Consider the following 21,702-nt stretch of genomic DNA (forward strand, 5'->3'; position numbering starts at 1 on the left):
TTAACACTAGTACGATACTACTGTTAAGGAGGCGATAGTAATGGGTAATCCGAAAAAGAATTCAAAAGACTTTGCACCGAATCATATTGGAACACAATCAAAAAAAGCTGGTGGCAATAAAGGGAAGCAAATGCAAGACCAAACGGGCAAACAACCGATTGTTGATAACGGTTAAAGAAAAGGAGAATATTGTATTCTCCTTTTTTATGTATAAATTTGAGGGAAGATAGGTAATTTAAGATGGTGTGTATATACAATATTAGGAGGAAAGTACATGCCAAATCCAGATAATCGAAGTGATAACGCTGAAAAGTTACAAGAAATGGTGCAAAATACAATTGATAACTTTAATGAAGCGAAAGAAACAGCGGAACTTTCTAATGAAAAAGATCGTTCTGCTATTGAAGCAAAAAATCAAAGACGTTTAGAAAGTATTGACTCATTAAAAAGTGAAATCAAAGATGAATCTTAACAGAATGTACAAAAAGGGCTGACTTTTGTCAGCCCTTTTTCGTAATCGTAAAGTTTTCAACGAGTAAACGCCAATTTTGTGGAAATGGCAAGCCGATCTTCCAGTAGCTAATACCGCCTATACCTTGTTCTTTCATTAAATTGAATTTACTTTGAACAGAACGTGAATCTTCAAACCAAACTTCGTGTTGTACACCATTTTCATCGAAATAATTAAAATGAGGGGCTTGGGCTGTGAAGTCATAGCGGATAGGGACATTGTATTTACGAGCTAGTGCAACAGCTGCGACAGAGCTAATTGCTTTTGCAGGCGGATTTCCTTGTTTAAACGGTAGTTTCCAATCGAATCCGTACAAATTTTGCCCCATCATAATTTTTTGTGGAGGCATTTGAGATTTTGCGTATTGAAGTACTTCTTTTACAGGACCGATAGGAGAAATAGCCATCGGTGGTCCGCCTTGCCAACCCCAGTCATATGTCATAATGACGACGAAATCAACGATTTGTCCTTGTGCTTTATAATCGTGAGCTTCAAAAAATTTTCCCTTTTGATTTGAACTTGTTTTCGGTACAAGTGTTGTACTTAATGTGTACCCGTTAGGCAAGCGTGTTTTTACATTTCGTAAAAAGCGATTATACGCTTCGCGATCTTCAGGTGCCACGCTCTCAAAGTCAAAATGAATGTCTCGCATACCGTACTTCTCAGCAGTTTGCAAAATGTTTGTAATAAATTTATTTTGAATCGTTGCATCACGTAAAATAACGGATGTTAGATCGGCACTAAAGTTTCCATTTTCAATATTTGTAATAACGAGCATAGGAATGGTGTTTCCTTGCGTTGCAATATTAGCAATTTTAGCTGTTTCAGTTGGTTCTTTTAACGTACCATCTCTTTTTGCCTCGAAACTGAAGTAGGCTAAGTATGTTAAAAATGGATTAATAGCACGTGTAGAATTAACTAAACTTTCTTTAATGGGGATAGTTGAAGGTTGTAAATAAGCGATGGATTCTACTGCTCGTTTCGTCCCTTTTGGAATATATAATTGCTGGCCAACATGGAGAATGGATTTTAAAGATAAATTATTCACTTTAGCTAAACTAGCGAGAGGAACGTTATATGTTTGAGAGATTCGATATAAGCTATCGCCAGGCTGTACATAATAATTATTTCCTTTCGTATTCACAATTAGTGCCTGACCAACAACGAGTGTTTCAGCTGGATTTAATCCATTGTCTTTTACTATCTCGTCAGGTGTTGATCCATATTTTGATGCCAAGCTATATACGCTATCACCGCTACGAACCGTTACAATTTGAATCATATGCTTGCTCCTTTCGGTAAAAGATTCACTATTTTTATTTTATTTTTGATTCCGCTGTATTATGATTAAATGTATGCAAGGTAGCAGAAGTGAAAGAAGGCGAATATACATATGTTTGTAGCAGAACATGAAGTTGAAATCCGTTATGCGGAAACAGATCAAATGGGTGTTGTTTACCATTCAAACTATTTAGTGTGGCTTGAACTAGGTCGCACGAAACTTATACAAGATTTAGGGTTTTCATATGTTGAAATGGAGAAGGAAGGAATTATTTCTCCTGTTTTAGATTTGCAAATTTCTTATCGTAAAGCGATGCGCTACGGGGAAAAAGCAATTGTAAAAACGTGGGTTGATACAGTGAGCCCGCTTCGCGTTGTATATGGATATGAAATTTATAATGGTGATGGCGAACTTTGTATTACTGCAAGTACAACGAATATTTGTGCAAAAAAAGAAGGGTTCCGCCCTGTATCATTTAAAAAGTTCTATCCAGAGTGGTATGCGAAATATGAGGAAATTAAGAAAAAATAAAAAAGCGTGGCGGAAGCCACGTTTTTTTATTTTTCATAATTAAATTGCGGGAAATCATCACCGTCGTTAAATGTAACAACTAAATTATGTCCATCGAAGAACCACTCATCATCGCTTTCAATAAAGAAGTTAATATCTTCTTCTTGAATTTGCACAGCAGGATGTGCAGGGTCATCTTTTCGAATACCTAAAGAAAGTCCTTTTTGCACAGTACTGCAACCACCGTATTGTACGAAAAAGCGTAGTGTTTCACCTGATTGTAAGTTTAATTCGTTTTTATACCATTGTGCTGCTTCTTTTGTTACGGAAAGATTCATGTATAGTTCCTCCAAATTATGTTGCTTTTTCTTTAGTATAAAAAATAACGCAAAAAGACGCTATTAATATGCTTCACGTTTTCTTTTTGCGTTATGTGGGTTACGATCTTATTTTTGCTTTTTTGAAAAGTTTGCTTTCGGTTCAGTTTTATTTATAATTCGTCCAATATTTGCACGGTGTTTATAAATAACCATACCTGCTAATAAACACATCGCAATAATGAAGATTTTATCCCCGCTAACAATGGATGCGATAACGGCAACGACAGCTGTTACCATAGAAGAAAGTGATACGTATCTTGTTGTAAATAAAAGGCTGAAAAAGACAACAGCTAAAATTGCAAAAACAACTGGTGAGTAGCATAATAGCACGCCAGCAGAAGTTGCAACTGCTTTACCACCACGGAATTTCGCGAAAATTGGATACACATGTCCAAGAACAGCTGCTAATCCGAACCATAGTGGATGAACATCTAACGCGAAAATAATCGGTAGACTCGTTGCTAATGTACCTTTTAAAATGTCAGCAATTGTAACGATAAAACCTGCTTTTTTCCCTAATGTGCGGAATGTATTTGTTCCGCCTAAATTACCGCTTCCATGCTCACGAATGTCAATTCCATAACCAATCTTTCCAACGACTAGTGCAAATGGAATCGAGCCAAGTAAGTAGGCAACGATAAATAAAAGATATGTAGTAACCATAAGTTCAGTCTCCTTTATTCAAATGTGTTGATAAAGGGTAAAAAGAGTTTTTCCCGTATATTGTACCATACATTTGTAAAGAGCACATTTCTTTTTTGTAAATGAAAAATTCATTATTTCGTGCAAAAAATTTCACAGGAATGTTACATTTCTCACAGAAACAATAAGACTATATGTAGTAACATTTTAATCAAAAGACAACAACATATTGGTGGAGGGTTATAAATGTTACAAAAAAATACACGTGGAGAAGAATTAATGAGAGTGTTTGAGACGATTGTCCACGGCAATGAACAAGATTTAATGCAAGAAAATGCAAATGTAGACGGCCGCTCTCCAATGGGAGTAATGGGAACGTTCGCATCTGAGAGTGCGAAATATTATGCTGTTGAAAATTTATTGTCAGATCAAGTGAAAAAAGCGATAAATGAAAATATATTATATCCGCATGACTTAGATTTTTATGCGACTGGAACGACGACGTGTTCGCAAATTCCGTTAGCGCAAATGCTTGCGAACGGTTTTCATACCGGACATGGACATATGAGACAACCGCAAGACATTAAAAGTGCATTGGCTCTTTCGTCTATTATTTTTCAAGCGAATCAAAATATGCAGCACGGTGGTCAATCGTTTGCACTCTTTGATGTTGATTTAGCTCTATATGTGAGAAAAACAGTAGAGAGACATAAGAAACGATTACAGTCATATCTGCTTACGAAAGAACAAATAGAAGAATTTGCGTGGAAAGAAACAGAAAATGATACGTATCAGGCTTGTGAAGCTTTCATTCATAATTCAAATAGTATGCATAGTAGGGGCGGCGGGCAAGTACCGTTTATTTCTATTAATTATGGAACAGACACATCAAAAGAAGGAAGACTTTTAATTAAACAACTTTTAAAAGCGACACAAGCTGGTCTTGGTAAAGGAGAAACACCAATTTTTCCTATTCAAATTTTTAAAATGAAAAAAGGTGTGAACTTTGAAGAAAGTGATCCGAACTATGATTTATTTGAATTAGCGTTAGAGACAACGGCTGAACGATTATTCCCTAACTTTTCATTTTTAGATGCGCCATTTAATGCTGTGCATTATGATGGACGACCGGAAAGTGAAGTATGTTACATGGGATGTCGTACTCGTGTTATGTCGAACATACATGGAGAAGAAACGGCGATTGGAAGAGGGAATTTATCATTTACATCTATTAACTTAGTGAAATTAGCATTAATTAGTGGTTCAAAAGAAGCGTTTTTTGAAGCGTTAAATTATTATTTAGATTTAGGAATTAAGCAATTATTAGAGCGATTTGAGTATCAATGTACGAAGCGAGCAAGAGATTTCCGATTTTTATATTCACAAGGTGTATGGCGCGGTGGAGAAAAGTTACAGCCTGAAGATTCTGTAGCATCCATTTTAAAGCAAGGGACGTTAAGTCTTGGTTTTATCGGTCTTGCGGAGTGTTTAGTAGCTTTAACAGGAAAGCATCATGGAGAAGATGAAGAATCATGGAAACTCGGGTATGAAATCATTTCCTTTATAAGAGATAGAGTGGATAAAGCGACAGAAGAACATGAACTGAATTTCTCAGTCATTGCAACTCCTGCAGAAGGATTATCAGGGAAGTTTGTGAAAAAAGATAGAGAAGAATTTGGCGTGATTAGCGGTATAACAAATCATAATTACTATACGAATTCATTCCATATTCCAGTTTATTATAACATGCAAGCGATAAATAAAATTCGTTTAGAAGGCCCGTTCCACGCTCTATGTAACGGGGGACATATTACGTATATTGAACTAGATGGAGCAGCAATGCATAACAAAAAGGCATTAAAACAAATTGTACAAGCGATGGCAGAACATGGCGTTGGATACGGTTCAATTAATCATCCTGTTGACCGTTGTAAGTGCTGTAGTTATCACGGAGTTATTGGAAATGAATGTCCGAGCTGCGGAAATGAAGATGAGGCTAAAATAGAAAGAATTCGCCGTATAACAGGTTATCTTGTAGGAGATATGTCGAAGTGGAATAGTGCGAAACGTAGTGAAGAGATGGATCGGGTGAAACATAAATGAAAGTGATGAACATTATTCATGATAGTGTAGTAGATGGAGAAGGGTTGCGGACAGTCGTGTTTTTTGCGGGCTGTCCGCATCGTTGTTTCGGTTGCCATAATCCGAAATCGTGGAATATTTGTAATGGAACTGAAATGACAGTAGAAGAAATTGTGAAAGAGATTGCAAGTAATCCATTAACTGATGTAACATTTTCAGGTGGAGATCCATTTTTCCAAGCTGCTGAAGTGAAAAAAGTAGCAAAAATCGTGAAAGATTTGAAAAAAAATCTATGGATGTATACAGGTTATACGTTAGAAGAGATACAGAGTTCTCAAAATAATGATATGATAGAGTTGTTACATTATGGGGATGTTTTAGTCGATGGAAGATTTGAAATCGAGAAAAAAGATTTAACACTTCCATTTCGCGGAAGCTCCAATCAACGTATTATTCGATTGAAAGAGTAAAAAGGCGGGATAGATTATTATGAATAAAACAGTATTACTTGTTGAAGATGAAAGAAGATTACGTGAAATTGTTAGCGATTATTTTCGCAATGAAGGCTTTGAAGTAATCGAAGCAGAAGACGGAAAAAAAGCGTTAGAATTATTTGCAGAGCATGAAATTGATTTAATTATGTTAGATATTATGTTACCAGAAATAGATGGATGGTCTGTTTGTAGACGAATTAGAAAAGAATCAGCAGTACCAATTATTATGCTAACAGCACGTTCGGATGAGGATGATACATTACTAGGGTTCGAATTAGGTGCAGATGAATATGTAACGAAACCTTTCAGCCCGAAAGTGTTAGTAGCTCGCGCGAAGACGTTACTGAAACGTGCGGATGGCGTGGTAGGGGTAGCAGAAGAAAATGCTATGTCTTTAGCTGGAATAGAAGTGAATCGTCTATCTAGAACTGTTTTAGTCGATGGAGAAGAAATTATATTAACACATAAAGAATTTGAACTTCTCGTTTATTTAATGGAGAACAAAGGAATTGTGTTGTCACGTCAACATTTATTAGATCAGTTATGGGGATATGACTATTACGGTGATGACCGAACTGTTGATACTCATATTAAAAAACTACGAAATAAGCTAGGAGATAAAGCGAAGCATATCGGTACTGTTATTCGTGTTGGTTATAAATTTGAAGAATAACTTGGAACGTATTGTGTGCTTCAGTCTAGGAAAATAACAATTTTATATCCTCTTTTGCAGGTGGAATGTACAAAAAATGCTTTTTTTGTCTACAATGTTAAATAAGTGTATTTTTTTAATTGGATTTCACGGTGAGTTCACAAGAAGGACACAAAACGTGACTATACTAAAAATACGAATTCACCAGAGAGGGGAAGTAAACATGGGATATTACGACGGACCAAATTTAAATGAAGAGCATAGTGAAACGAGAGAAGTGAGAAAATCGGGCAGTAAAAAAGGCTATTTTTTCACAGGTTTAGTCGGAGCTGTAGTTGGGGCTGTTTCAATTAGTTTTGCGGCACCATATATGCCATGGGCTCAAAATAATGGAGCGACTGTATCATCTTTTAGTTCAGATTCAAAAGTTGAAGGTACTGTAGTTCCTGTTGTCAATAAAGCAAAAAATGAAACGGACTTACCTGGTATGATTGAAGGCGCGAAAGATGTTGTTGTAGGTGTTATTAATATGCAACAAAGTATTGATCCATTTGCAATGCAACCGACGGGTCAAGAACAACAAGCTGGTTCAGGATCAGGTGTTATTTATAAAAAGGCAGGAAATAAAGCATATATTGTAACGAACAATCATGTAGTAGATGGTGCAAATAAACTTGCTGTAAAACTGAGTGATGGCAAGAAGGTAGATGCGAAGCTTGTAGGGAAAGACCCTTGGTTAGATTTAGCTGTTGTTGAAATTGATGGTGCTAATGTAAATAAAGTTGCCACTTTAGGTGATTCTAGTAAAATCCGTGCGGGTGAAAAAGCAATTGCAATCGGTAACCCACTAGGATTTGATGGAAGTGTAACGGAAGGTATTATTAGTAGTAAAGAACGTGAAATTCCAGTAGATATCGATGGTGATAAGCGTGCAGATTGGAATGCTCAAGTTATTCAAACAGATGCAGCAATTAACCCTGGTAATAGTGGTGGTGCGTTATTTAACCAAAACGGAGAAATAATTGGGATTAATTCAAGTAAAATTGCACAACAAGAAGTTGAAGGAATTGGATTTGCTATTCCAATTAATATCGCAAAACCAGTTATTGAATCTCTTGAAAAAGATGGAGTAGTAAAACGTCCAGCGCTTGGAGTAGGTGTCGTTTCATTAGAAGATGTGCAAGCTGCTTATGCAGTCAATCAATTGAAAGTACCGAAAGAAGTAACGAATGGTGTTGTATTAGGTAAAATTTACCCAATATCACCGGCTGAAAAAGCAGGTTTAGAGCAATATGATATTGTAGTAGCATTAGATAATCAAAAAGTAGAAAATTCACTTCAATTCCGTAAATATTTATATGAAAAGAAAAAAGTAGGAGAGAAAGTAGAAGTTACATTCTATCGTAACGGTCAAAAAATGACGAAAACAGCTACTTTAGCAGATAACTCAGCTACAAAGAATCAATAATCGGAATAAAAGAAAGTCTCTTTCATATTGAAAGAGACTTTCTTTATCGGCTATACTAAAGGAATAGGAGGGATAATTTATGACAATTGAAAACCCAACTCGTACGGAAATTGGTGAAGTATTAAAGAAAAGCAAAACGATTGCAGTTGTTGGTTTATCGGATAAGCCAGAACGTACATCGTATATGGTTTCAAAAGCAATGCAAGATGCTGGATACCGCATTATTCCAGTTAACCCAACAGTAGATGAGGTGCTTGGAGAAAAGGCAGTTGCTTCACTAAAGGATATTAAGGAACACGTTGACATTGTAAATGTATTTCGTCGCTCAGAGTTTTTAATGGATGTTGCAAAAGAATTTGTAGAGATTGATGCAGATGTTTTTTGGGCACAATTAGGAGTACAAGATGAAGATACATACAAACTTTTAAAAGAAAAAGACTATACTGTAATAATGGATCGTTGTATAAAAGTAGAACATGCGATGACAAAATAGTATAGATTGTAAAGGTAGGAAGATTGCTTCAGCCCTCATGATAATAAGTAGGGCCGATGAACGAGGTGTTCATCATGAGATTTTTTAAAGGCTGTTTTTGGGGATTGTTACTTGTAATCCCGTTTTGGATCTTGATCATTTGGATCATAATAAAGGTTTGGAATGTGTAATCTTGGAATACATATCCATTTCTCGTTGACAAACGATTATTTTTCTGAAATAGTAGCCTAGAGGAATCCTTGTGAAAAAACAAGGATTTTTCTATTGAAAATGGTATATAAAAGAGATAAGATAACTTGCCAAAACTATAGTCGAGGCGTTATTCTATAATAGAAACATATGTTCTGATTTTGGATTAGGAAAGGGGCAAGGAGTTTGGCGAAGCATCAGTTCCAATATAATGAAGATGCGATTCAAGTGTTAGAAGGACTTGAAGCCGTTCGAAAACGCCCGGGTATGTATATCGGGAGCACGGACAGCCGTGGATTGCATCATTTAGTATACGAAATAGTAGATAACTCCGTTGATGAAGCGTTAGCGGGATTTGGCGACGAAATTTCTGTCGTAATACATAAAGATAATAGTATTAGCGTTATAGATAAAGGGCGAGGAATGCCTACGGGAATGCATAAGCTTGGAAAACCTACACCAGAAGTTATTTTAACTGTACTTCATGCCGGTGGTAAGTTTGGTCAAGGTGGTTACAAAACGAGTGGTGGTTTACACGGTGTTGGGGCATCAGTTGTAAACGCCTTATCTGAATGGTTAGTCGTAACGATTAAGCGTGACGGAAATATTTATGAACAACGCTTTGAAAATGGCGGTGTTCCTGTAACGACGCTTGAGAAAATCGGAAAGACGAAAGAATCTGGTACGACAATGCATTTCAAACCAGATACAACGATTTTCAGCACAACAAATTACAATTATGAAACATTATGTGAGAGATTACGTGAATCTGCATTCTTATTAAAAGGGATGAAAATCTCAATAAAAGATGAAAGAAATGATTTAGAAGATGTCTTTCATTATGAAACAGGAATTGAAGCTTTCGTTTCCTATTTAAACGAAGAAAAAGATTCAATTCACCCAGTTGTATACTTCACTGGTGAACAAAATGGGATTGAAGCAGAACTAGCATTTCAATTTAACGATGGCTACTCAGAAAATATTCTTTCGTTTGTAAATAATGTACGTACAAAAGATGGTGGAACACATGAAGCTGGATTTAAGACAGCGATGACGCGTGTGTTCAATGAGTATGCTCGCAAAGTTTCACTATTAAAAGAAAAAGATAAAAACTTAGAAGGTACAGATATTCGTGAAGGTGTAGCGGCTATCGTTTCTGTACGTGTACCAGAAGAAGTACTTCAGTTTGAAGGACAAACAAAAGGGAAACTAGGTACAAGTGAAGCTCGTTCTTCAATTGATGCCATTGTATCAGAGCATTTAGCTTACTTTTTAGAAGAAAACCCGGACGTAGCCACACTTCTTGTGAGAAAAGCAATTAAAGCAGCGCAAGCACGTGAAGCTGCTCGTAAAGCGAGAGAGGAAGCGCGTACTGGTAAAAAGAAAAAGAAATCAGAAGGTACATTAAGTGGTAAGTTAACACCTGCACAATCACGTAACCCGCAGAAAAATGAACTATACCTAGTAGAGGGTGACTCTGCCGGTGGTTCTGCAAAACAAGGGCGAGATCGACGCTTCCAAGCGGTATTACCGTTGCGTGGTAAAGTAATTAATACAGAAAAAGCAAAGCTTGCTGATATCTTTAAAAATGAAGAGATTAATACAATTATTTATGCGATTGGCGGCGGTGTAGGCAATGAATTCGATGTGGAAGACATTAACTACGATAAAGTTGTCATTATGACCGATGCCGATACAGACGGGGCGCATATTCAAGTATTGTTATTAACATTCTTCTACAGATATATGAAACCACTTATCGAAGCTGGTAAAGTGTTTATCGCACTTCCTCCTTTATACAAAGTAAGTAAAGGAAAAGGAAAAAGTGAAGTAATTGAATACGCATGGTCAGATGATGAATTAGATGAAGTAACGAAAAAAGTTGGAAAAGGTTACATGTTACAGCGTTACAAAGGACTTGGCGAAATGAATGCGGATCAATTATGGGAAACAACGATGAATCCTGAAACACGTACATTAATTCGCGTGAAAATTGATGATGCAGCAAGAGCAGAGCGCCGCGTAACAACATTAATGGGCGATAAAGTAGAACCGCGCCGTAAATGGATTGAGCGTAATGTACAGTTTGGTATGCAAGAAGAAGGAAATATTTTAGAAAATGAAATGATTATGGAGACGGAGGTGGAATAACATGCAAGCAGAGAAGTTTCATGACCTCCCGCTTGAAGACGTGTTAGGTGATCGCTTTGCACGTTATAGTAAATATATTATTCAAGATCGCGCGCTTCCAGATGCGCGTGACGGCTTAAAACCAGTACAAAGACGTATTTTATATTCTATGTATGTAGAAGGAAACGTACACGATAAAGCGTTCCGTAAGTCAGCTAAAACAGTCGGTAACGTTATTGGTAATTATCATCCGCATGGTGATTCCTCTGTATATGAGGCGATGGTACGTTTAAGCCAAACTTGGAAAGTACGTAATGTTTTAGTTGAGATGCATGGTAATAACGGTAGTGTTGACGGGGATCCAGCAGCAGCAATGCGTTATACGGAAGCCCGATTATCACCAATTGCATCTGAGTTATTACGTGATCTTGATAAAGAAACAGTAGAATTCGTATCCAACTTTGATGATACGAGTGAAGAACCGGTTGTTTTACCAGCAGCATTCCCGAACTTATTAGTGAACGGATCTACAGGAATTTCCGCAGGTTATGCAACAGAAATTCCTCCGCATCATCTTGGAGAAGTTATTGACGCTACAATGATGCGTATTGATAAACCGAATAGTACTGTTGATGATTTATTAACAGTTATGAAAGGACCAGATTTCCCAACAGGTGGTATTATTCAAGGGATTGATGGTATTAAAAAGGCGTATGAAACAGGTAAAGGTAAAATTATTATTCGCGGGAAAGCAGAGGTTGAAACGGTTCGTGGCGGGAAACAGCAAATCGTAATTACTGAAATTCCATACGAAGTAAATAAAGCAAACCTTGTTAAGAAAATGGATGAGTTACGTCTAGATAAAAAATTAGATGGCATTGCTGAAGTACGTGATGAGACAGATCGTACAGGTCTTCGCATTGTCGTAGAATTAAAAAAAGAAGCAAATTCTGAAGGTATTTTAAATTATTTATATAAAAATACAGATTTACAAATTCCATATAACTTTAATATGGTAGCGATTAATAATCGTCGTCCAACGCTTATGACATTACCGAAAATTTTAGATGCATATATTGGCCATCAAAAAGAAGTTGTTACGAGACGTTCACAATATGAATTACGAAAGGCAGAAAATCGTCAACATATTGTAGAAGGTTTAAAGAAAGCATTATCGATTTTAGACCAAGTTATTGAAACGATTCGTGCTTCAAAAGATAAGCGTAATGCAAAAGATAATTTAAGTGCGAAATTTGGTTTTACAGAAGCGCAAGCGGAAGCAATTGTATCCTTGCAATTATATCGTTTAACGAATACAGATATTACAGCGCTACAACAAGAGGCAGATGAGCTTAATAAGAAAATTATTGAGCTACAGGCAATTTTACAAAGTGAAAAAAGATTACTTCAAGTTATTAAAACAGATTTAAAGAGAGTTAAGAAAACATATAGTGATGATCGACGCGCGATTATTGAAGATCAAATCGAGGAAATTAAAATCGATGTAGAAGTGATGATCCCACAAGAAGATGTCATCGTTACTGTAACGAAAGAAGGATATGTGAAACGTACTGGATGGCGCTCACATAATGCCTCAAATGGCAAAGACTTCGGTATGAAAGAGGGTGACATCTTACTTGAACGATTCGATACGAATACGACAGAGACAGTCCTCTTATTTACGAATAAAGGAAACTATATATATCTGCCAGTATACGAAATGCCAGATATTCGTTGGAAAGATTTGGGACAGCACGTTGCTAATATCGTTTCACTCGACCGGGATGAAACGATTATTTGGGCAACTGTCGTACCGAACTTTGAGGAAGAAAAGCGATTTATCGTATTTGTAACGAAGAACGGTATGATTAAGAAAACAGAATTAAACCAATATAAAGTACAGCGTTACTCAAGAGCATTCGTTGCTGTAAACTTGAAAAAAGATGATGAAGTTGTTGATATATTTGCGACAGATGGAACGAGTGATATCGTTCTTGCTACACACGGTGCATATGCACTTATTTTCCATGAAGATGAAGTAAGTCCAGTCGGTGTAAGAGCCGCTGGTGTGAAAGCAATTAATTTAAAAGAAGATGACTATGTCGCTTCTGGTAAACCATTAAATGCTGATAAAGATCAACTTATTCTCGTAACGCAGCGCGGTGCTATAAAACGCCTAAAAGCATCAGAAATTGAGAAATCAACGAGGGCGAAGCGAGGTCTTGTTATTTTCAAAGAGTTAAAACGTAATCCATACCGCATTGTCGGTATTGAAATCGTTAGAGACGATGAATTAGTTTACATGAAGACAGAGAAACATATTGTAGAAGAAATTGATCCGAAAGCGTATCGAAATAAAGACCGGTATAGTAACGGTAGTTTAGTGCTAGATGTTAATGATACTGGTGAAGTTATTGAAACGTGGACGAAAAAAAGACCGGAATAAAAAAAGCATCTTGCCATGAATAATGGCAAGATGCTTTTTTCTAGGCAATTTAGTATGAATCTTGTTATAATAACTGAATGAAATCGTTCTCATATAGTGAAAGTTTAATCAGTGGGGGTCTTGTTGCCCACAAATAGCGGGACAAATGGAGGTAATAACAGTAAATAAGAATCTATAAAAAACTATAAAAATTTACAATTACAGGTTTTATATTTTACAGAATTCAACCTATAATATTTTCAGGTGATGAAAAGGGGGAAAAGGATGAAAACAACACGTACTTGTAAAATCAATTCTATTACAAAAGAACAAACGGAAGATTTAATTACTTTGATTCGTACGTTCGAAAGTGCAAAACGATATAGTTTTAATCGTTTGATTGAGGGCGAAAACGAGAAAGAATTGATAAAAAAATTACAACCTAAATATTTGTTAAATAAACGTTTTTGTGAAGATGCGATTTTACAAGCGCAAACGATCCTCTTCTCTCAAAAAGAACTTCTTCCTGTTTACCTAGAAAACAATCAAAAAAAGTTAGAAAAGACGTTACAAAAAATAGGTGATTATGAAAGCGGTAGGAAAAAACCAAAAAAAGTTTCATTAGAAATTTGTCTAATTGGATTAAGAAAAAGACAACAAAAATTAGAGCAAAGAATTGAAACGTATGCAACACATATTAAAAATAAAACATTACCTCCTATTATTTTGGGTGGGCGGAAAAATTTCTATGAAAGAATGAAAAACAAGATATCCAATCAAGAATGGAAAGATTTGCGGACACGACAATTATATTCTCGTGGAGATAAAAGTAAAAAAGGGAATTTGAACATGCGCATTACAGTTGATGACTGTGGGCAAGGATGGTTAGAAATTGCAAATCCATTAGGACGAACAAATGGAAAAACAAAAAGCCCACGAATCAAAGTTCCGATTATCATTCCATATCATTTTTATCATCAAATCACAAATGTCGTTATGGGAAAGCAAATCGGTGTAAATCCAAAAGGAAAACCGATTATAGAGCATCAAAAATATAGTGTAGAAATCATTCGTAAACAAAATGAATTTTATGTAAATATTACGTTTAATGAAACAGAAATAGGTCGTGTACTAGATTTCAAGGAAACACCACAATCAGATGTAATTGCAGGAATTGATGTAAATCCGGACCGCATTGCAGTTAGTTTATGTACAAAACAAGGTAATTTTAAAGGTTCAAAAACTTTTTATCTACACAATCTGAATACATTTTCAACAAACAAACGCGCAACGATAATTGGACAAATCGTACAACAAATTAAAACATGGTTATTGGAAAACAATGTAGGTGGAATTGTTTTAGAAGATTTAAAGTTTCAACAATCTCATGATACTGATAAATACAGTAATCGTAATTTCCATCAATTTACGTATAAAAAGATGTTGAACAGTTTAATTCGTATGGCTCTTCGTAACGGATTTTCTATTAAAACAGTAAACCCCGCTTATACAAGTGTGATCGGAAAATTAAAATACAGTAAAAATTTCGGTATTAGCGTTCATGAAGCAGCCGCATTCACGATCGCAAGACGTGGATTAGAATTGCAAGAACAATTACCAAAAGAGATTATATTATTATTAAAAAACCAAATTACAACAAAACTGCGTATTCTTGTTGCTTCCATGGAAGAAAGTAAAAAGAATACGAAAAAAGTATATAAAAAATGGTTACAAACAATTCAAACGTGGAAAGAATATCACAATTGGAAATTGTGGAGCATTCTTCACAAAACTGTTTATATGAGCAATCAACAATTCGTATTTAAAATTTAAATGAGAAGGGGGGTACTGGTTTATTTCTTATAACCTCTTGCATGCTACTGACTTGGATGAATGGTAGTATGCAAGGACAGATCGTTCCTAACAGGAACCTGCCGTCATTCTTTCACAATAGGTGGATGAAAAGGTCACACCCCTTACGGACAGGAAAAAGGTGAGATTCCTTTTCGGTAGTTGGCATTTGACTTGGTTCGCCAACGATTTATAGATTTTTATAAGAATTTTAAACCAGGGGCAAGATGAAAAAAATAGGTGTAGGGATTGTAGGGTTTGGATTTTCTAGTACAACATTTCACATCCCATTATTACAAACGATAGAAGAATACGATATTCGTGCCGTATTATCTTCAAAAGAAGAGGTAGTAAAAGAAACATTACCGAATGCTAACGTCGTGAGTACAATTGATGAATTGGTGAAGCGAGCTGATATTGACTTAGTTGTTATTACTTCACCAAATACAACTCATTTTCCATATGTAAAAGAAGCAATATTAAACGGTAAGCATGTTGTTGTAGAGAAACCATTTGTTGTTTCAATTGAAGAAGGAGAAGAGCTTATTTCATTAGCAGAGCAGCATAATGTCGTATTAAGTGTATATCATAACCGCCGTTTTGATAATGATTTCTTAACGATAAAGAAATTATTAGAAGAGGATAGAATAGGGAATGTATACGCATATGAGGCGCATTTCGATCGCTTCCGTCCACATGTACGTGATCGATGGAGAGAAAAGAACTTACCAGGATCAGGTATATTATATGACTTAGGCTCGCATTTAATTGACCAAGCATTATCATTATTTGGGAAACCAAATGCAATCAGTGCAGATGTAATCAAACAACGACCAGGTGCAGAAATTGATGATTATTTCCACATAGTACTTCATTACGGAGTTAAACGTGTCATTTTACGTAGTAGCAGTTATGTGAAAAAAGCCGGTCCACACTTTACACTGCATGGAGATAAAGGTTCTATCGTGAAATACGGTATGGATTCACAGGAAGAACAATTAAAAAATGGAATGAAGCCAGGCGATAACGGTTATGGGGTAGACATTGAACAGAATTTTGCTACTCTAGAAACAGAAGAAGAGTCAGTACGTATTCCAACAGAAGTCGGCTGTTATGACATGTACTATAAAGATGTAAGAGATAGTATTATAAGTGGTGAGAAATTACCTGTAACAGCACAAGAAGGTTTAGAAGTTATTAAGCTGATTCAATTAGCGGTTGAAAGTAGTGAAACAGGTAGAGTTATCACTGTAAAATAAAAAAGACACGAATTTCTTAAAGACATATGAATAATAAGAGTAAAGATAGTAAGGATTGATTATCCCTACTATCTTTTTTTATCTAAACGGATAAATTTAAAATACATAGTAATAATAGATACTTTATGTTATTATCTGAATATTATATATATTATTTTTATGGAGGAAGACGTAGCCTCTGTGCGAGGACCTTGAATTTAAGTAAAGGAGTTAGTAGCTAAATGACAATATCTCGTAAGGAAAAAACAATAAAGGATAAATGGCATGAGATTGTATCTGTTAGAGAAGCACAAACAGGTAATGGGACAATGTACTATCTTATGGATGAAAACTTAGATTTTATACTATTAGTAAAAGAATATCTCGATATGATACAAGCAAGAGCAATACGAGAAGTATCTCCTAATACGATAAAAACATATTGCTACAACTTATGGTATTTCATTGTGTATTTGAAAATAAAGGGTTTGGGTATTTTGGACCTAGATGGAAAACCTGATATTCTTACTAACTTCAAATTATGGCTCAAGAACCCGTATAGATTTTATGAAAATGTAGAGATGCTAGATTATGAATACGTTGAAGACGACCTTAAAGTTTCTACTGTCAATGCCATCGTAGATAGGGTAAGTTCTTTATTCCTTTGGCTTAAAGCTAGTGGGAGGATTAAAGACAATCCTGTTGTGTATCGTAATGTCATGGTTACAAATGAGATGAGAGATAAAGATATGTTATCCCACACTCGGAAAAGCAGGACTGTTCAGAAGAACACTTTAAAATCAAAAGTTCCTCATATTATTCCTAAGACCATTGATCAAAAGGATTTTCAGACGTACCTGAAGGCAGTCAATCTCTTACGAGATAAAATCATTCTCTTAACTCTTAAAGAAGGAGGGGTAAGGTCTGGTGAGCTTCTTGGAGTAAAGCTTGAGGACATTGATTATGGCGAGCAAGGCATACATATTCGTTTCAGACCAGACAACGAAAATGGATCAAGGGCTAAGGCTGGGTATGGCAGGGACAGGTTTGTTCATCTCCCACCTGACCTTATGATTTTGATAGATAGATATATTAGTAGCTATTGGGTGAACAGTGACCCTGTTACTGATTTCCTGTTTGTTGTGGTTAATAGTAATAATCCTATGGATAATGGAAAGCCGATGAAGAAATCGACACTTACCGCCACCCTTAATCATTACAACAGGAAAACAGGGATTAAACTGAACACCCATAAACTAAGACACACGCACGTTACTGAATTAGCAAGAGAGTACATCAGTAAAGGTGAGCCTATCAACTGGAAGTATATCCAAGAAAGGGTTGGTCACAAAGATGTTGCAACCACGATGCAAATATATGCCCATTTAAATGCAGAAGACCATAAAAAAGAATACCAACGAATGAGTGAGTATAGAGAAGAGAAACGGAAGGAGCGAGAAAATGGCAAAAAATGAAGCAGCAAATTCATCAAAAGCAAATAACTCGAAGAGTTTGGGAACAAAGGCAACCGTTTCTCCTTTTCCTATTACAGCTATCGATACCTCTTGGATGACGAAGACACAGAAGAAGTTCTTCGAAGTCTTACAGCAATCTGAAAACCAAGATAAAAAGTATGACGTATTATCTAAATTAGCAGGATTTAAAAGCTCTGGTCCTTGGTATACAGCCATCAAAGATGAAAAGTTCGCTGAACTTTTAGAAAACATGGGTGTTCAGGTAAGACACTACGAAGATGACTACCCTCCCCATCACGAAGTTGAGTACATTAAAAACCCAAAAGAGCGAGAAGAATATCTCAAAGAAGATGTGTGGGATGTAAGAAGGTTATTTAAGAATTATCCAAAACATCTTTCTCCTGTTCAATTTATCGTTAAATTGACTAAATTGGAAAATATTCATTTACGCCCAACGGTAAAAAGGTATTTTGTAAATATGCTTGGAACTTGGGAAGCTAAAACGTTTAAAGAAAACATCCTATGCTTGAGTGATTTTTTTAGTATACTGCATGATAAATTTCCGAATATCAAATCTTTTAAGGAGCTAAATAGGCAGGAACATATCGAAAAAATTCTTCCTGACATATATTCACTTTCTAACTGCAAATCTATCAGAGCGATAATAACTACCCGTTCTATGTTCCGATACATGTACGAAAATAAATGGTCCGATGGACCAAAAACAGACGCTTTATTGATTAGTTATGATACGCCTAAAACGGTAGAAACCCTACCAAGACCCATTCCACCACATATTAAAATAAAATTGGATGATTACTTGGAAAATATAGTAATCCCCCTATTGGAAGATAGTGAGGAAACTCCCATTGTATCCCCGACTTATTGGGATTTAATTATCATTTTAAGATATACAGGAAGACGTTTTGAGGACATAGCTCACTTAATTGCAGATGGAAGTGATATTGATTGTTTGAAATATGATTTGGATGGAGATCCACAACTTTTCCTTGACCATCGTATTGCAAAAATCAAAAAAGATTTGGTCGTTCCATTAGCACATTTAAAAGACTCCAAAGGAAGAAATATAGTGGAACGGGCAATTTTACGCCAAAAGGAACGGGTAAAAGATTTACCTCCTACTTCTGATAAGCAAAAGTATTTATTTAGGGAAGTTATTACTTTCGTTCAAGAAAAAACTCTGATAACGGAGTCTGTTAGTTATGCCACTATTTATCATCATGTACTGTCTAAAATATGTAATCAAATCCCATTATCAGATATTGGTGCAGAGTCTGGAGATATTTATAAAATAGCTTCACACCAGTTTAGGCATACAGTAGCCACCGAAATGATTGATGCAGGAGTCGATATATACGCTGTTAAAAACTTTTTAGGGCATTCATCAGTTAACATGACAGAAAAGTATATTAAGGTCTACCAACAACGTTTAAAAAAGGAGTTTAAAGATAAGCTTCTTAAATCTGATGCCACAGCAATTAAAGACAATCTCCCAGAGCAAGAAGAAACTTTCGGTGATAACAAATGGGTCAAAAACAAAATTATCGCTATTTTTGACCAAGGTGACGGATGTTGTGAGCATCCTTATAAGATGCCCTCCTGTCCTCATCAGGTGGCTTGTAAAACGTGCATTAAGAAAAAGATATTGCCGAGACATAAAAACGCAGTTATAGATACAATAGATGCCTTTACAACGCATTTAAACCAAGCGAAACAAATTGGACTAAATGAAAAAATTGAGGAATTTGACAAGGTAGTTCAGTTCTATCAAACCGCATTGGAAATCATTGAAAAGGGTGAAACATTCGATGCCTCAAAACATTTCTATACAGGAGGTGTCCATTAATGGCTAATATGAGTCCAAATACCTCTAAAATGGTTGAATCAAAGAAAATGGAAAGCAGGTTAAAGAAGCAAACTGTTTTAGCTGTTCTAAAGGAGCTAACGCTCCTTGATGATCCAATAAGTAACCCTATATCAAAAGCTGAAATTTGCCGTAAAGCAGGAGTAAGTAAAACGTTTTTGTACTCGTATCCAGAAGAACTTATAAAGCCAATTGATGAAGCAATAATAAAACAAAATCAGAAATTAAAGGTTATCACAAAAAAACAGACATTTAGTGAAAGTTCCAAGGACAAACTTATTGATTCCCTAAAAAGAAGAATAGGTAATTTAGAAGAAGAAAACAAAAAACTAAAAAGAGACAATTCTATTCTACTTGGAAAAATAGCGAATAAGTAAAAAAAGCCTGTATCGAAAATTACCAGGTAATCGTCGATACAAGCTTTATATTTTAATGTTTAATAATGGTTATATATATTTAATATAAAAGTGTCTTTTTATTTTTGTGGAACAGAAAGACCATAGAAAAACATAGTGACAATATCTTGAATATGTTTTTCGCGATCTCCTTCAAGAAGCTGTGCCCCAAAATCATCACCTAATTTTGTAAACATTTGAATGTAAAGTAACATCATTTCTTTAGTAAGGTGAGGGTTAATTTCATTTTTTTGCTGTGCTTGTTCTAATATTTCTAAATACCAAGGCAAGATTTTTTCGTTTTGATAACTATAAATAAACTTTCGGAGCTCTTCATCTCTTTGCATCATTTGTAGTAACATATCCGGCTGAAATAACCCACCAGTATTCATTTTTCTTACAATCATTTTTTGCATCATATCATGAAAAGGTAATTTTTCCGCTGCAAGATCTTTATAATATTGAAATTCAGATATAATAAATTCTTGTATAAGCTCTCGAAATAACGCATCTTTACTTCCGAAATGATTATAAATGGTAACTTGAGAAACGTTTGCTTCTTTTGCAATATGTTCTATTTTCACTTCATTAAATCCGCGTTCTGAAAATAATAAGAAGGCTGCCTCTTTAATAGCACGTTTTTTCTTTTCTTTCACTTTTTCAAAGCCGTTCAATGCAATCACCTCAATTAAAATATACAAGAAAAAATAATGAAAAACAACAATTTTGAAATATAGACATATAAATATTTCAAAAAGTTGTTGCGAATATGAAAGATGAGGAGTACAATAATTTTGAAATATCATATATTAAATATTTCAAAAAATGAGGTGGATTTATGATTTCAGTTCAAAATGTTACAAAACAATTTTCGAACGGAAAAGGCTTGTTTCATATTACATTTGATGTAAAAGAAGGAGAAGTGTTCGGTTACTTAGGACCGAATGGTGCAGGTAAATCAACGACGATTCGTAATTTAATGGGATTTATAAAATCGACATCTGGAAAATCTTCCATTTTCGGATTGGATTGTTGGAATGAGTGCGACACGTTAGATAGTGAAAAGCTATCTTATCCCTACGTGTTATGAAATTAAACAAATAAGGGATAAAGTCTTATTTCGAGGAGTGGAATGATGAAGTAACGTTCTGAAACGCTCCCTTTAATACTCCGACATGCGATTTCCTATGTGTATATGGAAATGGTGTGAAGCTCGGTGAAGTCGAGTGAAATATACCGTAGTGTTCAGTAAACAACCGAAAAGGCAATAGCGGTATTGTCCGTATATGATAGCTCGGAAGTCGTTAAAAACTTAGTATGGTGAGAATGTGGTAAAACACTGACGAACTGGCGAATGTACGCTCCTACGGACTGGCTTAGAGAAATCTGAGTTTATCATTCTGTGGTTGAGTAAGAATTCATTCTATGAAAAACCATGCAACGTTACAGGCGTTGGATAGAATGGTGGGGTATAGTCAGCACCTAACCTAATGTAATTTTGATAGAAATAAGGCAACGTGGAAAGCTGGGAACGTAGAGAGGACACACTCAATGAAGCGTTATAAGGAAATGCGTAAATAGCGAATAACCTTATTTTATC

The 21,702-nt window shown here is 35.5% G+C and carries 19 protein-coding genes and 1 pseudogene; 16 read left to right on the forward strand and 4 right to left on the reverse strand.

The window, feature by feature from the left end:
• Positions 1-40: 40 nt before the first annotated feature.
• Positions 41-175 carry an acid-soluble spore protein SspN gene (sspN, locus tag QCI73_RS09830; protein ID WP_000527987.1) on the forward strand — a complete coding sequence of 45 codons (135 nt, stop codon included), beginning with the start codon at positions 41-43 and terminating at the stop codon, positions 173-175.
• A 99-nt stretch (positions 176-274) separates the two neighbouring features.
• Positions 275-472, forward strand: coding sequence for a small acid-soluble spore protein Tlp (gene tlp, locus QCI73_RS09835; RefSeq protein ID WP_001133509.1), 198 nt, complete (start codon positions 275-277; stop codon positions 470-472).
• A gap of 28 nt (positions 473-500) precedes the next feature.
• Here the strand turns inward: tlp and QCI73_RS09840 are convergent, their stop codons facing one another.
• Positions 501-1,793: a glycoside hydrolase family 18 protein gene (locus QCI73_RS09840; protein WP_044793403.1), complete on the reverse strand. Its 1,293-nt coding sequence runs from the start codon at positions 1,791-1,793 to the stop codon at positions 501-503.
• A 111-nt stretch (positions 1,794-1,904) separates the two neighbouring features.
• Between QCI73_RS09840 and QCI73_RS09845 the strand changes: the two genes are divergently transcribed.
• Complete coding sequence (locus QCI73_RS09845; protein WP_000495810.1) at positions 1,905-2,324, forward strand: acyl-CoA thioesterase; 420 nt, start codon at positions 1,905-1,907, stop codon at positions 2,322-2,324.
• A gap of 26 nt (positions 2,325-2,350) precedes the next feature.
• Here the strand turns inward: QCI73_RS09845 and QCI73_RS09850 are convergent, their stop codons facing one another.
• Both QCI73_RS09850 and plsY read right to left on the reverse strand, forming a co-directional pair.
• Positions 2,351-2,641, reverse strand: coding sequence for a HesB/YadR/YfhF family protein (locus QCI73_RS09850; RefSeq protein WP_001054442.1), 291 nt, complete (start codon positions 2,639-2,641; stop codon positions 2,351-2,353).
• 108 nt (positions 2,642-2,749) lie between these two features.
• Positions 2,750-3,346: a glycerol-3-phosphate 1-O-acyltransferase PlsY gene (gene plsY / locus QCI73_RS09855; protein ID WP_000258966.1), complete on the reverse strand. Its 597-nt coding sequence runs from the start codon at positions 3,344-3,346 to the stop codon at positions 2,750-2,752.
• A gap of 225 nt (positions 3,347-3,571) precedes the next feature.
• Here plsY and QCI73_RS09860 point away from each other — a divergent pair, with 225 nt between their 5' ends.
• The 12 genes from QCI73_RS09860 (at position 3,572) to QCI73_RS09915 (ending at position 20,084) form a co-directional block, all read left to right on the forward strand.
• On the forward strand, positions 3,572-5,428 hold the full coding sequence (locus tag QCI73_RS09860) for an anaerobic ribonucleoside triphosphate reductase (protein ID WP_353822826.1): 1,857 nt from the start codon (positions 3,572-3,574) through the stop codon (positions 5,426-5,428).
• Positions 5,425-5,877, forward strand: coding sequence for an anaerobic ribonucleoside-triphosphate reductase activating protein (gene nrdG / locus QCI73_RS09865; protein ID WP_000867063.1), 453 nt, complete (start codon positions 5,425-5,427; stop codon positions 5,875-5,877). Before QCI73_RS09860 ends, nrdG begins: the two co-directional genes overlap by 4 nt.
• A gap of 19 nt (positions 5,878-5,896) precedes the next feature.
• On the forward strand, positions 5,897-6,574 hold the full coding sequence (locus tag QCI73_RS09870) for a response regulator transcription factor (RefSeq protein WP_001044683.1): 678 nt from the start codon (positions 5,897-5,899) through the stop codon (positions 6,572-6,574).
• A 202-nt stretch (positions 6,575-6,776) separates the two neighbouring features.
• Complete coding sequence (locus QCI73_RS09875; protein ID WP_076855417.1) at positions 6,777-8,021, forward strand: S1C family serine protease; 1,245 nt, start codon at positions 6,777-6,779, stop codon at positions 8,019-8,021.
• 79 nt (positions 8,022-8,100) lie between these two features.
• Positions 8,101-8,514, forward strand: coding sequence for a CoA-binding protein (locus tag QCI73_RS09880; RefSeq protein ID WP_000151382.1), 414 nt, complete (start codon positions 8,101-8,103; stop codon positions 8,512-8,514).
• Between the two features lie 375 nt (positions 8,515-8,889).
• Positions 8,890-10,854 carry a DNA topoisomerase IV subunit B gene (parE, locus tag QCI73_RS09885; protein WP_001062205.1) on the forward strand — a complete coding sequence of 655 codons (1,965 nt, stop codon included), beginning with the start codon at positions 8,890-8,892 and terminating at the stop codon, positions 10,852-10,854.
• A 1-nt stretch (position 10,855) separates the two neighbouring features.
• Positions 10,856-13,279, forward strand: a complete 2,424-nt coding sequence (gene parC / locus QCI73_RS09890) for a DNA topoisomerase IV subunit A (RefSeq protein ID WP_001147474.1) — start codon at positions 10,856-10,858, stop codon at positions 13,277-13,279.
• A 264-nt stretch (positions 13,280-13,543) separates the two neighbouring features.
• A complete protein-coding gene (locus tag QCI73_RS09895; protein WP_327922783.1) occupies positions 13,544-15,091 on the forward strand; it encodes an IS200/IS605 family accessory protein TnpB-related protein in 1,548 nt (515 codons plus the stop codon).
• A gap of 245 nt (positions 15,092-15,336) precedes the next feature.
• Positions 15,337-16,368, forward strand: coding sequence for an oxidoreductase (locus QCI73_RS09900; RefSeq protein WP_262726243.1), 1,032 nt, complete (start codon positions 15,337-15,339; stop codon positions 16,366-16,368).
• A 221-nt stretch (positions 16,369-16,589) separates the two neighbouring features.
• Positions 16,590-17,822, forward strand: coding sequence for a tyrosine-type recombinase/integrase (locus QCI73_RS09905; RefSeq protein ID WP_353822827.1), 1,233 nt, complete (start codon positions 16,590-16,592; stop codon positions 17,820-17,822).
• Positions 17,809-19,689, forward strand: a complete 1,881-nt coding sequence (locus QCI73_RS09910) for a site-specific integrase (protein ID WP_179950263.1) — start codon at positions 17,809-17,811, stop codon at positions 19,687-19,689. The genes QCI73_RS09905 and QCI73_RS09910 overlap by 14 nt, the downstream gene beginning before the upstream one ends.
• Positions 19,689-20,084: a DUF6262 family protein gene (locus tag QCI73_RS09915; protein ID WP_000002619.1), complete on the forward strand. Its 396-nt coding sequence runs from the start codon at positions 19,689-19,691 to the stop codon at positions 20,082-20,084. The genes QCI73_RS09910 and QCI73_RS09915 overlap by 1 nt, the downstream gene beginning before the upstream one ends.
• Positions 20,085-20,182: 98 nt before the next feature.
• On the opposite strand, the gene QCI73_RS09920 is transcribed toward QCI73_RS09915, so the two are convergent.
• Positions 20,183-20,785, reverse strand: a complete 603-nt coding sequence (locus QCI73_RS09920) for a TetR/AcrR family transcriptional regulator (protein ID WP_141491289.1) — start codon at positions 20,783-20,785, stop codon at positions 20,183-20,185.
• 155 nt (positions 20,786-20,940) lie between these two features.
• Here QCI73_RS09920 and QCI73_RS09925 point away from each other — a divergent pair.
• A pseudogene (locus QCI73_RS09925) lies at positions 20,941-21,144 on the forward strand (ATP-binding cassette domain-containing protein); the annotation flags it as partial.
• Positions 21,145-21,702: the final 558 nt, after the last annotated feature.

The organism is Bacillus cereus group sp. MG16, from assembly GCF_040459875.1.
Classification (GTDB): Bacteria; Bacillota; Bacilli; order Bacillales; family Bacillaceae_G; genus Bacillus_A; species Bacillus_A paranthracis.